Origin of the sequence: Sphingopyxis sp. MG, assembly GCF_002953155.1 — a bacterium.
In the GTDB taxonomy this organism is placed as follows: Bacteria; Pseudomonadota; Alphaproteobacteria; order Sphingomonadales; family Sphingomonadaceae; genus Sphingopyxis; species Sphingopyxis granuli.
In genome coordinates, this window is sequence record NZ_CP026381.1 from 3,005,160 (window position 1) to 3,019,933 (window position 14,774).

A 14,774-nucleotide genomic window follows, 5' to 3' on the forward strand; every position below is an offset into this window, starting at 1 on the left:
CAAAAGGGAAGGTCCGGCCATGGATGCTGAAACAAGTTCAGTATGACGAACGGATGAGGCAGCGCGCCGAACTCCGAATCCCCACGGGCCTGTGTCGAGAATGGAGGCGCGTCTCATTGCCGCCCCGCCGCGATCGCCTGCGCCAGATCGAGCCGCCCGTCGTAAAGCGCCCGCCCGGTGATCACGCCTTCGATGCCGTCGGCGACATGCGGACGCAGCGCGTGAATGTCCTCGATTCCCGCGACGCCGCCGCTCGCGATCACTGGGATGTCGACCGCCTGCGCCAGCGCCACCGTCGCTTCGACGTTGCAGCCTTTCAGCAGCCCGTCGCGCCCGACGTCGGTGAACAGCAGCGCCGCGACGCCGGCATCCTCGAAGCGGCGCGCCAGATCCGCGACGCGGACATCGGAGACGTCGGCCCAGCCCTCGGTCGCGACCATGCCATCCTTCGCATCGACCCCGACGACGATCCGTCCGGGCAGCGCACGCGCGGCGGATTTCACGAATTCGGGGTCCTTCAGCGCCGCGGTGCCGATGATGATCCGCTCGACACCGCGTGCCAGCCAGCGATCGACGCCCGCCCGGTCGCGAATGCCGCCGCCGACCTGCACCTTGCCCGGAAACGCGGCGATGATGCTCTCGACCGCCGCGCCGTTGACGCTTTCCCCCGCGAAGGCGCCGTCGAGGTCAACGACATGCAGCCAGTCCGCGCCCGCCGCGGCGAACAGCCGCGCCTGCGCCGCCGGATCGTCGCCGTAAACGGTCGCGCGCGCCATGTCGCCCTCGGCCAGCCGCACCACCTGCCCGCCCTTCAGGTCGATCGCGGGGAAGATCGTCAGGGCCGCCATGCCAAAAATCTTTCGAGGGTGGCGAGGCCATAGGCCTGGCTCTTTTCGGGGTGAAACTGCACGCCGACGATATTGTCGCGGCCGACCGCCGCCGTGAAAGGACCGCCATGGCTGCTGGTCGCCAGCACGTCCACGGCGTCGGCGAAATGATAGCCGTGCAGATAATAGGCCTCGCCCGCCGCGATCACCGGATGCGCGACGGCCGGAACCACGTCGTTCCAGCCCATGTGCGGGATGCGCAGGCCCGGTTGCGGATCGAAGGCGTGCACCGTCCCGCCGATCCAGCCGAGCCCCCGGTGCCGCCCATGCTCCTCGCCCGCGTCGGCGAGCAGCTGCATGCCGACGCAGATGCCCAGGAACGGCGCCCCCTCGCCGCGCACGCGCCGCTCGATCGCCTCGATCAGCCCCTCGATCGCCGACAGGCCGTCCATGCACGCCGCAAAGGCGCCGACGCCGGGCAGCACGATGCGGTCGGCCTTGGCAATCGTCCGCGGGTCGGCGGTCACGGCGACATCCTCCGCCCCCGCCGCGATCAGCGCATTATGCACCGAGCGAAGATTGCCCGCGCCATAGTCGATCAGAGCGATGGTCATATCCGTCCCGTCACCCCAGCGAAAGCTGGGGTCGTTGGCGCTCCGCCGGAACGCGGGCGATCCCAGCTTTCGCTGGGATGACGCGCGTCATAGCACGCCCTTGGTGCTGGGAATCGCGTCGCCCTTGCGCGGGTCGATCTCGACCGCCTGGCGCAGCGCGCGCGCCAGCGCCTTGTACATGCTCTCGGCGATATGGTGGTTGTTCTCGCCATAGAGAGTTTCGATGTGCAGCGTGATCCCGGCGGCCTGCGCGAAGCTGGCGAACCAGTGCGGGAACAGCTCGGTATCCATCTCGCCGAGCCGCGGCTGCGAGAAACCCGAGTTCCAGACGCAATGCGGCCGCCCCGAAATGTCGAGGATGCAGCGCGTCAGCGTCTCGTCCATCGGCGCATGCGCCTCGCCATAGCGGGCGATGCCGCGCTTGTCGCCGAGCGCCCTGGCAACCGCATCGCCCAGCGCGAGCGCCGAATCCTCGACCGTGTGGTGCTGGTCGATGTGCAGGTCGCCCTTCACCGTCATCGAAATGTCGATCAGCGAATGGCGCGACAGCTGCTCGATCATATGGTCGAGAAAGCCGATGCCGGTCGATACCGAATAGGTGCCGCTGCCGTCGAGATCGACGGTGATCGCGATATCGGTTTCCCGGGTCGTGCGCTGGACGGTGGCGGTTCGCATGGCCGACGCCATAGCAGCGACTTTTCGCGTTGCAAGGCGACTCTCCGCTCTCGACCCCCCTTGACCATCGCCCGCGCGCCGTTCATCCCCCTCGCCCATGAGTGACGATGTCCGCGACAGCCTGATTCCCTATGACGAGATCGTGCAGGACGCCCTGCGCGCCGTGGTCGGCCGCGTGCTGTCGCAGATCGTCGGATCGGACAGCCTGCCCGGCGAGCATCATTTCTATATCACCTTCAAGACGCAGGCGCCAGGCGTGTCGATCCCCGCGCATCTGGTCGCCAAGTTCCCCGACGAAATGACGATCGTGCTCCAGAACCGCTTCTGGGACCTGAAGGTCGAATCGGATCATTTCAGCGTCGGCCTGTCGTTCAACCAGACGCCGTCGATGTTGGTGATCCCCTATGCGGCGATCACCGCCTTCGTCGATCCGTCGGTCGATTTCGGGCTCCAGTTCCAGGTCAGCGACGAGGATATGGAAGCGCCCGAACCGCATGACGAAGCCCATAACGACCGCCCCGACGTATCGGCCGAGGACGGGTCGAACGTGGTGACCGTGGACTTCGGCAAGAAGAAATAGCGCCGTGGCCGACAATTGGCCGCCGTCGCGCTTCTGGCAATATTGGGCTCTTGCGGGCATGGTCGTGCTGACCGCCGCCTTCTGGTGGGGGGTCGAGGGCTATGCCTTGTTCGAGGGCCCTTATCCCCGCGGCCAGATCGCCGACGGGCTGCTGCGCTTCAGCCTGCTGGTGCTGACCCCTGCGCTGGTGCTGGTCTGGATCGTCGCCGCGTGGCTGCGCGCGCGGGTCGGCGAGCGCGGTTTCTGGAAGCTGCTCAGCCTCGTCGCGCTGATCTGGGCCGGGGCGGTGATGGTGACGAGGATATTGATCCTATGAACGACACGCGGATCGAAAGCGACAGCCTGGGCGAGATCACGGTGCCCGCCGCCGCCTATTGGGGGGCGCAGACGCAGCGGTCGATCGAGAATTTTCCCTTCGGCGCTCGCGAGCGGATGCCGGTCGGGATCGTCCACGCGCTCGCGCTGGTCAAGCAGGCGGCGGCGCGGGTCAACCGCCGCCACGGCCTGTCCCCCGAAAAAGCCGACGCGATCGAGGCCGCCGCCGCCGAAGTCGCCGCCGGCGAGCACGACGACCAGTTCCCGCTCGTCATCTGGCAGACGGGCAGCGGCACTCAGAGCAACATGAACGCCAACGAGGTGATCGCCGGCCGCGCCAACGAGATGCTGACCGGCACGCGCGGCGGCAAGGTGCCGGTGCATCCCAACGACGACGTCAACCGCGGCCAGTCGTCGAACGACAGCTTTCCGACCGCGATGCACGTCGCCGCGACGCTGGCGATGCGCCGCCGCCTGCTGCCGGCGCTCGACGTGCTGATCGAGGCGCTGCGCGCCAAGGCGGAGGCGTGGGACGATATCGTCAAGATCGGCCGCACCCATTTGCAGGATGCGACGCCGCTGACGCTGGGGCAGGAATTTTCGGGCTATCACGCCCAGCTGCTTCTGTGCCGGACGCGCACCGAACCGCTGGTGCAGCATGCCCTGCCGCATCTTGCGCAGGGCGGGACCGCGGTCGGCACCGGGCTCAACGCGCCCGCGGGCTTCGCCGAGGATTTCGCGGCCGAGATGACAGCGATCACCGGCGTCGCCTTCGCAAGCGCGCCGAACAAGTTCGAGGCGCTGGCGAGCCACGACATGCTCGTCGACCTGTCGGGCCGGCTGAACACGCTCGCGGTCGCGCTGACCAAGATCGCCAACGACATCCGCCTGCTCGGCTCCGGCCCGCGCGCCGGTCTGGGCGAGATCGACCTGCCCGCGAACGAGCCCGGCAGCTCGATCATGCCGGGCAAGGTCAACCCGACCCAGTGCGAGATGCTGACGATGGTCGCGGCGCAGGTGATCGGTAACCATCAGGCGGTGACCGTCGGCGGGATGCAGGGCCATCTCGAACTCAACGTCTTCAAGCCGCTGATCGGCGCCAATGTGCTGCGCTCGATCGATCTGCTCGCGACCGGCATGGAAAGCTTCGCGACCCGCTGCGTCGCCGGGATCGAGCCGAACCGCCCGCGAATCGCCGAACTGGTCGAGCGCTCGCTGATGCTCGTCACCGCGCTGGCGCCCGAAATCGGCTATGACAAGGCAGCCAAGATCGCCAAGCATGCGCACGAGACCGGTTCGACGCTGCGCGAAGCGGCGCTGGCGCTGGGTTTCGTCGATGCGGCGACCTTCGACCGGGTCGTCGACCCGCGCCATATGCTCAGTCCGGAACCCGAAGGCCGCGTCGCGGATTGATGGGAGAGGAAGGATCGTGAAGATGATGGGACGGATCGTCGGCGGCGTGCTCGGCAGCGCGATCGGGCGCCGCAAGAATAATCACCCAGTCGCAGGTGCCGTGATTGGCGCCGGGACGTTGTTCGTGGCGCGGCGGATGTTCCCGCAACGCTATGCCGTGCTCGCCGCGACCGCGGCCGCCGCCTACCTCACCAAGAAATGGGCCGAACGCGCCGAACAGCGCCGCGCTGCCGAGGAAGCGCATCGCATCGGCGACCGGTTGACGCGCGAAGGCGTGGTCGACAGCTATGCCGGTGTCGACAGCGCGGCGTCCGACGGCGAACGGCTTGGCGATGCCCTGCCCCCGGCGTTGCCGGTCGAGACGAATGGACAGCCGTCGGTTCACTAAAACCGCTTCGCTATCGAGGATCAGCCCGCCTGCCAGTCCTTGATCGCCTCCACCGGCGAGACGAGCATCAGGATGTTGAGCGTCAGATTGTCGCGGATCGCGAACAGGGTGAACAGTTCGAAGGCGATCGCGACGGCGACGGTCGTCTGCCAGCGCATCCGGCTCGCAGCGAGGAAGCCAAGCAGCATGAAGGCCGCGTCGCTCACCGAATTGAGCACCGAATCGCCCGCATAGCCATAGGCCATCGTCACCTCGCGATAGCGGTCGATGATGATCGGCGAATTTTCGAGAATCTCCCACGCCCCTTCGATGCCGATCGCGACGGCGAGCGCGACCGACAGCGGCGCGCGCGGCATCAGCCAGCGCGACAGGCCATAGAAGAGGAAGCCGTGGATGACGTGGCTGAAGCTGTACCAGTCCGAAATCTGCTGGCTGTTCTGGTTCGACTGAACGACCCCGTGCCACAGGCTGACGGTGCCGCACGGACAGATCGGCGGGCGTCCCATCGCGATCAGGATCGCGGCGAGCAAGGCCAGCAGCGCAGCCGCGACCAGCCAACCCCCGCGCGTCATTCCCGCCATGATGCCCCTTCCCGCTTGACCGGCGCCCGCGCGCGCGCAATGAGCCCGCATGGCTGACAGCGTCCATCTTCACCGCCGCGGCGTGCTCTTCATTCTGTCGTCGCCTTCGGGCGCGGGCAAGACCACCATTTCGAAAAAGATGCTCGCCGCCGATCCCGACATCGCGCTGTCGATCTCCGCGACCACGCGGCCGATGCGTCCGGGCGAGCGCGACGGGGTCGATTATCATTTCGTCGATGTCGACACCTTCAAGCAGATGGCCACCGACGGCGAATTTCTCGAATGGGCGCATGTCTTCGGCCACCGCTACGGCACGCCGCGCGACCGGGTCGAGGAGCTGCTCGCCGCGGGTAAGGACGTGCTGTTCGACATCGACTGGCAGGGGGCACAGCAGCTCTATCAGGAAGCCGGTCCCGACGTGGTGCGCGTGTTCATCCTGCCGCCGACGATGGCGGAACTCGAACGCCGGCTGCGGTCGCGCGGGACCGACAGCGACGAGGTGATCGCGGCGCGCATGGCGCGCGCGGCGAACGAGATCAGCCACTGGGACGGCTATGACTATGTGCTGATCAACGACGATGTCGAAGGCTGCTTCGACGAAGTGAAGGCGATCCTGCGCGCCGAACGGCTGAAGCGCCGCCGCCAGATCGGCCTGATCGGCTTCGCCCGCGACCTGATCCGATCGGTGCCCGAGGCCGACCCGACGCTGTAGGGCGGATCGCCATTCAGTTCTGGCGGCCTGCAAAGGACGCGAAGTGCAGGCAGCAAAGCGCCTTTCGATGAAGGGAGGCCGCCCATATCTGCGAAGAAAAGAGAGTTGCCGCCCGCTCTGGATTGCCGCGCGACTTCGCCGCTCGCAATGACGACCTATCGGGAGAAACCTCAGGCCGCCCGCGCCAGATTCGCCTCCAGCTCCGCGACCATCTCCGCGCGCAGCGGCTTCGCCTCGCCGTCGGTGCGGCAGACGACGACGGTGTCGCAGGTCGCGATCGCGCGGCCGTTCTGAAACATCGCCTGGATGAGCGTCCAGCTCGACGTGCCGATGCGGCCGATGCCGGTCGCGATCTCGACGGGATCGGGGAAATTGCCCTCGGCCAGATAGTTGATCTCGACCGCGGCGACCATCATGCGTTCGTTCGCCGCGCGCTCACCCTGCGCGCGCAGGCGCCAGTTGAGCAGGACGCGGCCGCTTTCGAACAGCGCCGCGAAGGCCACATTGTTGAGGTGGCCGTTGACGTCCATGTCCTGGAACCGTGTCTGGAAGCTTTCGCAGACGGGGTAGCTGGCGGCATCGAGCCGCCAGCCTTCCGGTTTGGCCATGTCAGCGCGGCGCCATGCGGATGCCGCCGTCGAGGCGGACGTCCTCACCGTTGAAATAGCCGTTCTCGATCATGCAGAGCGCGAGGGTGGCATATTCGTCCGGATTGCCGAGCCGCTTCGGGTTGAGCACCGAGGCGGCGAGCGCGTCGCGGACATTCTGCGGCGCGGCGCCGAGCAGCGGGGTGTCGAAGATGCCCGGCAGGATGGTGTTCACGCGGATATTCTCGCTCGCGAGGTCGCGCGCGACGGGCAGCGTCATGCCGACGACCCCGCCCTTTGACGCCGAATAGGCGGCTTGGCCGATCTGGCCGTCCTCCGCGGCAACCGAAGCGGTGTTGACGATCGCGCCGCGCTCGCCGTCCGCCATCGGGTCGAGCGTCATCATGCCCGCGGCCGACTTGGCGATGCAGCGGAAGGTGCCGACGAGGTTGATCTGGATGATCCAGTTGAAGGCGTCGAGCGGGAAATGCTTGATGCTGCCGTCTTCCTTGCTGCGGCTCGCGGTTTTGATCGCATTGCCGGTGCCCGCGCAGTTGACGAGGATGCGCTCCTGCCCGATCGCGGCGCGCGCCTTGGCGAAGGCGGCATCGACCGACGCGTCGTCGGTGACGTTGCATTCGCAGAAGACGCCGCCCAGTTCCTCGGCGATCGCCTTGCCCTTTTCCTCCTGCAGGTCGAAGATCGCGACCTTGACGCCCTTCGCGGCGAGCGCGCGCGCGGTGGCGGCGCCGAGGCCCGAGGCGCCCCCGGTGACGACGGCGGAAACGGTGGAATCGAGTTTCATGGGATGTCCTTTCTGATTTCGTCATCCCGGCGAAAGCCGGGATCGCAGGCGCCGTGACGCCCATGTGGATAGCGGCCCCGGCTTTCGCCGGGGCGACGCCGGATTCTTACAGCCGCTCGACGATGGTGACGTTCGCCTGGCCGCCGCCTTCGCACATCGTCTGAAGCCCGTATTTGCCGCCCCGGGCGTCGAGCACGCCGAGCAGCGTCGCCATCAGCTTCGCACCGGTAGCGCCGAGCGGGTGGCCGAGCGCGATGGCGCCGCCGTGGACGTTGAGCCGTGCGGGATCGGCATCAAGATACTTGAGCCACGCGAGCGGCACCGGCGCAAACGCCTCATTGACCTCATAGGCATCGATGTCGCCGATCTTGAGCCCTGCCTTCTTCAAGGCCTTTTCGGTCGCAAACAGCGGTTCCTCGAGCATGATGACCGGATCGCCCGCCGTCACCGACAGGTGATGGATGCGCGCGCGCGGAGTCAGGCCATGATCCTTGAGCGCCTGTTCGGACACGACCAGCACCGCCGAGGCGCCGTCGCAGATCTGGCTCGACGTCGCCGCGGTGATCGTGCCGCCTTCCTGGAGCAGCTTGACCCCGGCGATGCTTTCGAGCGTCGCGTCGTGGCGAATACCCTCATCGGCCTTGTGCCATTCCCTGCCGTCGGCGGTCTCGATCTCGACCGGGACGATCTCCCGATCGAACAGTCCCGCCTCGGTCGCCGCCCTGGCGCGGCGGTGGCTTTCGAGCGCGAAGGCGTCGAGGTCGGCCTTGGTGAAGCCGTGTTTCTTGACGATCATCTCGGCGCCCATGAACTGGCTGAACATGATGCCGGGATATTTCTCTTCGAGCCGCGGCGATTTGTAGTTGCCGAGCCCCTCCTTCATGAACAGCGTCGCGACGCTACCCATCGGCACCCGCGTCATGCTCTCGATACCGCTCGCCAGCACGACGTCCTGCGTGCCCGACATCACCGCCTGCGCCGCGAACATCACCGCCTGCTGCGACGAGCCGCACTGGCGATCGATGGTGACCGCGGGGATGCTGTCGGGAAGCTTCGAGGCGAGCACCGCATTGCGGCCGAGGTCCATCGTCTGCTGCCCGCCTTGCGACACACAGCCGGTGATGACGTCCTCGATCACGCTGGTGTCGAAATCGTTGCGGTCGGCGATCGCGTCGAACACCGCGGCGCCGAGGTCGACGGGGTGGACGCCGGCCAGCCGGCCGCCGCGGCGGCCGCCGGCGGTGCGGACGGCGTCTACGATATAAGCTGTAGCCATGGAGAATTCCTTTCTTGATCCCCCTCCCGCAGGCGGGAGGGGTTAGGGGTGGGCGCGAGCGGAGCGAGCATCCGGGGGTGAGATGGCCCACCCCGCTGCGACCAGGGAGCAAGCTCCCAGGTCTCGCGGCCCCGCCCGCTTGCGGGCGGGGAAATCAGAGCTTTCGCCCGATCAGTTCCTTCATGATCTCGTTCGTCCCGCCGAAGATGCGGGTGACGCGCGCAGCGCGCCAGGCGCGAGCGATCGGATATTCGTTCATGTAGCCCGCGCCGCCGTGGAGCTGGAGGCACTTGTCCATCACCTCCCATTGCAGGTCGGTGTGCCACAGCTTCGCCGCAGCACCTTCCTCCGGCGTCAGTTCCTTCTTCATGTGGCGCGCGAGCGCCCAGTCGAGGTGCGCCCAGCCGACCTGCAGCTTCGCCTTGAGGTCGGCGAGGACGAAGCGGCTGTTCTGGAAATCGAGGATCGGCTTGCCGAACGCCTTGCGGTCGCGCGTATATTCGACGGTATCGTCGAACGCGCGCTGCGCCGAGGCCTGCGCGCTCACCGCGATCGAAAGGCGCTCCTGCGGCAGCTCGCTCATCAGATAGATGAAGCCCTGCCCCTCGTCGCCGAGGCAGTTGGTGATCGGCACGCGCACGTCGTTGAAGAAGAGTTCCGACGTGTCGGCTTCGTCCTGCCCGATCTTGTCGAGATTGCGGCCGCGCTGGAACCCTTCGCGCTCCGCCTCGACGAGGATGATCGACACGCCCTTCCACGCCGGCTGCACATCGGTATCGGTCTTGGCGCAGACGAGGATCAGGTCGGCGTTCTGGCCGTTGGTGATATAGGTCTTCGACCCGTTGATGACGTAGTGATTGCCGTCCTTCTTCGCGGTCGTGCGCATCCCCTGAAGGTCGCTGCCGGTGCCCGGTTCGGTCATCGCGATCGCGGTGACGACCTCGCCCGCGACCATCTTGGGCAGCCAGTGCTTCTTCTGCTCCTCGCTGCCGTAGCGGACGATATAGTTGGCGACGATGTCCGACTGGAGCGAGAAGCCCGTGGTCACGCGGCCGTAATAGGCGCTTTCCTCGTCGACGATGGCGTTATAGCCGAAGTCGAGGCCAAGCCCGCCATATTCCTCTGGCACCGTCGGGCACAGCATCCCGATCTCGCCCGCCTTGGGCCACAGCGCCTTGGGGACGATGCCATCGTCGGCCCATTTCGCCTGGTTGGGGGCGACTTCCTTTTCGAGAAACTGGCGAACCGTCGCGCGGAACGCTTCATGATCCTCGGTATAAGCGGTGCGCGACAGATGATCGAGCGACATGGGTCTTCCTTTCCTGAGGGCGGCCGAGCGTTATCGGGGAGTCGGTCCGCGCAAGAACGGGCGCGCCGCAGCACGCCCTTCGCTGACCAATGGACCTTACGTTTACGTCCACGTCAAGTAGAAATGCCGCTACGGCACGAAACTCCTTCGTCGAGTGGATTTGCCGGTGCCGGGCGGCGGCGCTATGCCATTGCTTATGGTCGAATTGCTCCTCGACGCCCACGCGCTGCTCGGCGAGTCGCCGCGCTGGCACGCGGGCGAATCGCGCCTCTATTGGGTCGATATCGACGCACACCGCATCCATCGCACCGACCCGGAGACGGGACGGACCGAGACGATGCAGCTCGATCAGCCGGTCGGCTGCGTCGCGCCGCGCGCGAGCGGCGGGCTGGTCGCAGGCCTGAAGGACGGCTGCGCGCTGATCGACGCTTGGGGGCGAGCGCCGCGCCCCTTCGGTCAACAAGTGCTCGCGGACATCCCCGAGCAGCGCTTCAACGACGGCTGCGTCGATGCCGCCGGGCGCTTGTGGGTCGGCAGCGTGACGCGCGACAAGACGAACCCGGCCGCCTCGCTCTATCGGCTCGACCCCGACGGATCGCTGACGAAAATGCTCGGCGGCCTGCTGACGAGCAACGGCGCCGCATTCAGCCCGGACGGACGCACCTTCTATCACGCCGACACACCGACGCACGCGCTGCGCGCCTATGCCGTCGATCCGGTCACCGGCTCGCTGGGCGAGGGGCGGCTGTTCCACCAGTTCGAGACAGGCACCGGCCGCCCCGACGGCGGCGCCGTCGATGCCGAGGGCTGCTATTGGTCGGCGCTGTGGGACGGCTGGCGCGTCGTGCGCCTGTCGCCGACCGGCGAACTGCTCCAGACCATCGAACTGCCGGTGCAGCGCCCGTCGATGATCGCGCTGGGCGGCGCCGACATGCGCACCGCCTTCGTCACCAGCGCGGGCAAGGCGCTGTCCGACGAAGAACGCCGCGAGCAGCTGCACGCGGGCGGCCTCTTCGCCTTTCGCGTCGACGTGCCCGGCCTGGTCCAGCCGGGCTTCGCCGGTTGACCGCCGCCTTGCATCGCCGCGCGGTCCCGGGTTAAGGCTCCCCCATATGGTTTCGCCCGAAACCAAAGTCCCTGGGAGATTACCGATGATGCCGCGCCCAGCGCCCCCTCTCGCCCGCCGCCTGTCGATGCTGCTCGCATCCACTGCGCTGGTTGCGGGTTATGCCAGCATGGACAGCCAGATGAGCAAAGCCACCGCCGCCGAACCCGCCGCCGCTCCGGCCGCGGCCGCCCCTGCCGCCGACAACCCGATGCTTGCACCATGGACCGGCCCCTTTCAGGGGGTGCCGCCGTGGGACAAGCTCGATCCCGAGCTGTTCCCCGACGCCTTCCAGAAGGCGATGGCCGAAACGCGCGCCGAGGTCGAGGCGGTGATCGCCAACCCCGAAGCGCCGACGTTCGAGAATACGCACGTCCCGATGCAGCTCGCGGGCGACACGATGGACCGCGTCTATGCGCTGTGGGGCGTGCAGACGTCGAACAAGTCGAACGACCGCGTCGAGGCGATCGACGCCGAATGGAGCCCGAAGCTTTCGACCTTCTTCACCGAGCTGTTCCTCGATCCGCGTCTGTTCGCCCGCTACAAGGCGGTCTATGACGCGCGGCATTCGAGCGGGCTCGACGCGCAGCAGATCCGCATCGTCGAGCGCAGCTATGACGAGATGGTGCGCGACGGCGCCAGCCTGTCGCCCGCCGACAAGGCAAAGCTCGTCGACCTGAATGCAAAGCTCGAAGGACTGTTCTCGGCCTTCTCGTCGAAGCTGCTCGCCGACGAGAAACTCTATACCTTCGTGACCGACAAGGCCGAGCTGGCGGGGCTCGAACCCGCGTTCGTCGCCTCGCTCGCCGCGGCGGCCGAGGCGCAGGGCAAGCCCGGCCAATGGGCGATCAAGAACACCCGTTCGTCGGCGCAGCCCGTGCTTCAGAACGCAGCCGACCGGAGCTTGCGCGAAAAAGTGTGGCGCGCCTTCGTGAACCGCGGCGACAATGGCGACACGAACGACACCAATGCGACAATCGCCGGGATATTGAAGCTGCGCCAGCAGCGCGCCGAACTGCTCGGTTTCCCGACCCATGCGCATTATCGCATGGCCGACACGATGGCGAAGACGCCCGAAAAGGCGATGGAACTGATGATGAAGGTGTGGCCCGCCGCAGTCGCGCGCGTGCATGAGGAAGTCGCCGACATGCAGGCGATCGCCGACGCCGAGGCGAAGGCCGGCAAGGGTCCGAAGATCACCATCGAGCCATGGGACTATCGCTATTATGCCGAGAAGGTCCGCAAGGCGAAATACGACCTCGATGAAAGCGAGGTGAAGCCCTATCTCCAGCTCGACAAGCTGCGCGACGCGATGTTCTGGTCGGCGGGGCGGCTCTACGATCTCGGCTTTCGCGAGAATACGGGCACCATCCCCGTCTTCGATCCCAAGGTGAAGACGTTCGAGGTCACCAACCTCAAGACCGGCGCGAATATCGGCGTTCTCTATCTCGACAATTTCGCGCGCGACGGCAAACGGTCGGGCGCGTGGATGACCACCTATCGCAGCCAGCAGACATTGGGCGGCGACCGCAACGTGCTGGCGTCGAACAACAATAATTTCACCGAAGCCGCGAAGGACGAGCCGACGCTGGTCAGCCTCGACGACGCGACGACGCTGTTCCACGAATTCGGCCACGGCATCCACTATCTGCTGCAGCATGTGACCTATCCGGCACTCGGCGGCGTGCCGCGCGATTTCGTCGAGTTCCCGAGCCAGGTGAACGAGAATTGGCTGATGACGCCCGAAGTGCTGTCGACTTATGCGACGCACTATCGGACGGGCGAACCGATCCCGCAGGCGCTGGTCGACAAGATCCTCGCGTCGGCCAAGTTCAACCAAGGATTCGAGACGGTCGAATATCTGGCGAGCGCGATCGTCGACATGAAGCTGCACGATCGCAAGACACCGGTCACCGACATCGACGCGTTCGAGCGTGAGACGCTGGCCGAGATCGGCATGCCGAAGGAAATCGTCATGCGGCACCGGCTGCCGCAGTTCGGCCACCTGTTCAGCTCCGACAGCTATTCGGCGGGCTATTACAGCTATCTGTGGTCCGAAACGATGGACGCCGACACCTGGGCAGCCTTCACCGAAGCGGGGGGACCATGGGATCGCGGCGTCGCCGACCGGTTCCGTACCATCCTGCTGATGACCGGCAACGAAACCGACCGCGCCGACGCCTATCGCGCCTTCCGCGGTCGCGACCCGGACGTGAAGGCGCTGCTGCACAAGCGCGGCTTTCCGACCGACTGACCGGCATTCGGCCGCGAAGCAAAGGGGGCCTTCGCGCCCCCTTTGTCTTGTCCGGCGGGTCTGCGTTCGTGACCGCCAGGGCGATCTGGAATGGAATGGCGGGTTTCGACGCTTCTTCTCCCCTCCCGCAGGCGGGAGGGGTTGGGGGTGGGCAGCGGCGGCGCAAAGGCCCACCCCGCTGTGACTAGCGAACAAGTTCGCGAGTCTCGCTGCCCCTCCCGCTTGCGGGAGAGGGAACCGGTGCATGGCTCAGACGGCTTCCTGCCCCCAGACCGCCATCGCCCCCCACAAATCCAATTGACGCCAGCCAGGTACGATATAAATATGATATCATCTTTATATCGGAGGGTGCCATGGGTGATTCGAATGTGACGGCCGCGCTCAACCCGACGCGCGAGGTGCGCGCGGCGACGGCGAGCGGCTATCTGATGCTGTTCGTCTGGCTCGTCCTGCTCGGCATCGCGATCTGGGCGGGGGTGAGCAACGCCACGGGGACCGAAGCGTCGTGGAAATGGGTGCTGCTGGCTGTTTCGGCGATTGCCGGCACGCTGATCCTCTGCGGCTTCTATCTTATCAATCCGAACGAGGCGGCAGCGATCCAGCTTTTCGGCAGCTACAAGGGCACCGACCGCGAGACCGGGCTGCGCTGGGTGCTGCCGTGGCTGACGCGCCGCAAGATCGCGGTGCGCGCGAACAACGTCATCTCCGACAAGATCAAGGTCAACGACCTGCGCGGCAATCCCATCGAAATGGCGGCGCAGGTGGTATGGCGCGTCACCGACACCGCGCAGGCGCTGTTCGACGTCGAGGATTACAAGGAGTTCGTCCTTGCGCAGATCGAGGCCGCGGTGCGGTCGATCGGATCGCGCTACCCCTATGACGACATCGAGCATCAGGAGGTGACACTGCGCGGCAACCATGACGAGGTCGGCGCCGAATTGCGCAAGGCGCTGATCGAGCGGCTGGCGGTCGCCGGTATCACCGTCGACGAATGCGGTCTGACCCACCTCGCCTATGCGCAGGAGATCGCCGGCGCGATGCTGCGCCGCCAGCAGGCCGAAGCGGTGATCGCGGCGCGCAGGAAACTGGTCGAAGGCGCAGTGACGATGGTCGAGATGGCGTTGCAGCATCTGTCGGAGAAGGACGTCGTCCATCTCGACGACGAGCGCAAAGCAGCGATGGTGTCGAACCTGATGGTCGTGCTGTGCGGCGAACGCGACACGCAGCCCGTCGTCAACACTGGTTCGCTCTATTGATTTGCAAGGACCGTTCGTGTCGAGCCCTTCGACGGCCTTAGCCGGTACTCGGGGCTCGATGCGAACGGGAATTGAGG

16 protein-coding genes are annotated in these 14,774 nt (G+C 66.4%); 8 read left to right on the top strand and 8 right to left on the bottom strand.

The window, feature by feature from the left end; genetic code table 11:
- Nucleotides 1–113 precede the first annotated feature (113 nt).
- From hisA to hisB, 3 genes are all read right to left on the bottom strand, one after another.
- Nucleotides 114–848: a 1-(5-phosphoribosyl)-5-[(5-phosphoribosylamino)methylideneamino]imidazole-4-carboxamide isomerase gene (gene hisA / locus C3E99_RS13795; protein WP_104959963.1), complete on the bottom strand. Its 735-nt coding sequence runs from the start codon at nucleotides 846–848 to the stop codon at nucleotides 114–116.
- Nucleotides 836–1,441, bottom strand: a complete 606-nt coding sequence (gene hisH / locus C3E99_RS13800) for an imidazole glycerol phosphate synthase subunit HisH (RefSeq protein ID WP_104959964.1) — start codon at nucleotides 1,439–1,441, stop codon at nucleotides 836–838. Before hisH ends, hisA begins: the two co-directional genes overlap by 13 nt.
- A gap of 87 nt (nucleotides 1,442–1,528) precedes the next feature.
- Nucleotides 1,529–2,116 (bottom strand): imidazoleglycerol-phosphate dehydratase HisB, encoded by a 588-nt coding sequence (gene hisB / locus C3E99_RS13805; protein ID WP_104960388.1) that lies wholly within the window; start codon nucleotides 2,114–2,116, stop codon nucleotides 1,529–1,531.
- A gap of 97 nt (nucleotides 2,117–2,213) precedes the next feature.
- Between hisB and C3E99_RS13810 the strand changes: the two genes are divergently transcribed.
- From C3E99_RS13810 to C3E99_RS13825, 4 genes are read left to right on the top strand one after another with little or no spacing between them, the layout of a single operon-like run.
- Entirely contained in the window at nucleotides 2,214–2,696 is a 483-nt protein-coding gene (locus tag C3E99_RS13810) for an SspB family protein (RefSeq protein ID WP_076076965.1), read from the top strand.
- Nucleotides 2,697–2,700: 4 nt separating this feature from the next.
- On the top strand, nucleotides 2,701–3,012 hold the full coding sequence (locus C3E99_RS13815) for a hypothetical protein (RefSeq protein ID WP_067106077.1): 312 nt from the start codon (nucleotides 2,701–2,703) through the stop codon (nucleotides 3,010–3,012).
- Nucleotides 3,009–4,424, top strand: coding sequence for a class II fumarate hydratase (gene fumC, locus C3E99_RS13820; RefSeq protein WP_076076968.1), 1,416 nt, complete (start codon nucleotides 3,009–3,011; stop codon nucleotides 4,422–4,424). The genes C3E99_RS13815 and fumC overlap by 4 nt, the downstream gene beginning before the upstream one ends.
- Nucleotides 4,425–4,446: 22 nt before the next feature.
- On the top strand, nucleotides 4,447–4,812 hold the full coding sequence (locus tag C3E99_RS13825) for a hypothetical protein (protein WP_076078154.1): 366 nt from the start codon (nucleotides 4,447–4,449) through the stop codon (nucleotides 4,810–4,812).
- 20 nt (nucleotides 4,813–4,832) lie between these two features.
- Here C3E99_RS13825 and C3E99_RS13830 read toward each other — a convergent pair whose 3' ends face one another.
- A complete protein-coding gene (locus C3E99_RS13830) occupies nucleotides 4,833–5,384 on the bottom strand; it encodes a DUF2585 domain-containing protein (protein ID WP_104960389.1) in 552 nt (183 codons plus the stop codon).
- Between the two features lie 58 nt (nucleotides 5,385–5,442).
- On the opposite strand from C3E99_RS13830, the gene gmk reads away from it, so the two are divergent.
- Entirely contained in the window at nucleotides 5,443–6,105 is a 663-nt protein-coding gene (gene gmk / locus C3E99_RS13835; RefSeq protein ID WP_076076973.1) for a guanylate kinase, read from the top strand.
- Nucleotides 6,106–6,275: 170 nt separating this feature from the next.
- Here the strand turns inward: gmk and C3E99_RS13840 are convergent, their stop codons facing one another.
- The 4 genes from C3E99_RS13840 to C3E99_RS13855 form a co-directional block, all read right to left on the bottom strand.
- Nucleotides 6,276–6,713, bottom strand: a complete 438-nt coding sequence (locus C3E99_RS13840; RefSeq protein WP_104959965.1) for an acyl-CoA thioesterase — start codon at nucleotides 6,711–6,713, stop codon at nucleotides 6,276–6,278.
- 1 nt (nucleotide 6,714) lies between these two features.
- Nucleotides 6,715–7,497, bottom strand: a complete 783-nt coding sequence (locus tag C3E99_RS13845; protein ID WP_076076978.1) for an SDR family NAD(P)-dependent oxidoreductase — start codon at nucleotides 7,495–7,497, stop codon at nucleotides 6,715–6,717.
- A gap of 106 nt (nucleotides 7,498–7,603) precedes the next feature.
- Nucleotides 7,604–8,773 carry an acetyl-CoA C-acetyltransferase gene (locus tag C3E99_RS13850; RefSeq protein WP_076076980.1) on the bottom strand — a complete coding sequence of 390 codons (1,170 nt, stop codon included), beginning with the start codon at nucleotides 8,771–8,773 and terminating at the stop codon, nucleotides 7,604–7,606.
- A 154-nt stretch (nucleotides 8,774–8,927) separates the two neighbouring features.
- A complete protein-coding gene (locus tag C3E99_RS13855) occupies nucleotides 8,928–10,082 on the bottom strand; it encodes an acyl-CoA dehydrogenase family protein (RefSeq protein ID WP_067106060.1) in 1,155 nt (384 codons plus the stop codon).
- Between the two features lie 196 nt (nucleotides 10,083–10,278).
- Between C3E99_RS13855 and C3E99_RS13860 the strand changes: the two genes are divergently transcribed.
- From C3E99_RS13860 to C3E99_RS13870, 3 genes are all read left to right on the top strand, one after another.
- Nucleotides 10,279–11,148, top strand: coding sequence for an SMP-30/gluconolactonase/LRE family protein (locus C3E99_RS13860; protein WP_076076981.1), 870 nt, complete (start codon nucleotides 10,279–10,281; stop codon nucleotides 11,146–11,148).
- Between the two features lie 88 nt (nucleotides 11,149–11,236).
- Nucleotides 11,237–13,441, top strand: coding sequence for a M3 family metallopeptidase (locus C3E99_RS13865; RefSeq protein ID WP_104960390.1), 2,205 nt, complete (start codon nucleotides 11,237–11,239; stop codon nucleotides 13,439–13,441).
- A gap of 353 nt (nucleotides 13,442–13,794) precedes the next feature.
- On the top strand, nucleotides 13,795–14,697 hold the full coding sequence (locus tag C3E99_RS13870) for an SPFH domain-containing protein (RefSeq protein WP_076076983.1): 903 nt from the start codon (nucleotides 13,795–13,797) through the stop codon (nucleotides 14,695–14,697).
- The last annotated feature ends 77 nt before the right edge of the window (nucleotides 14,698–14,774 follow it).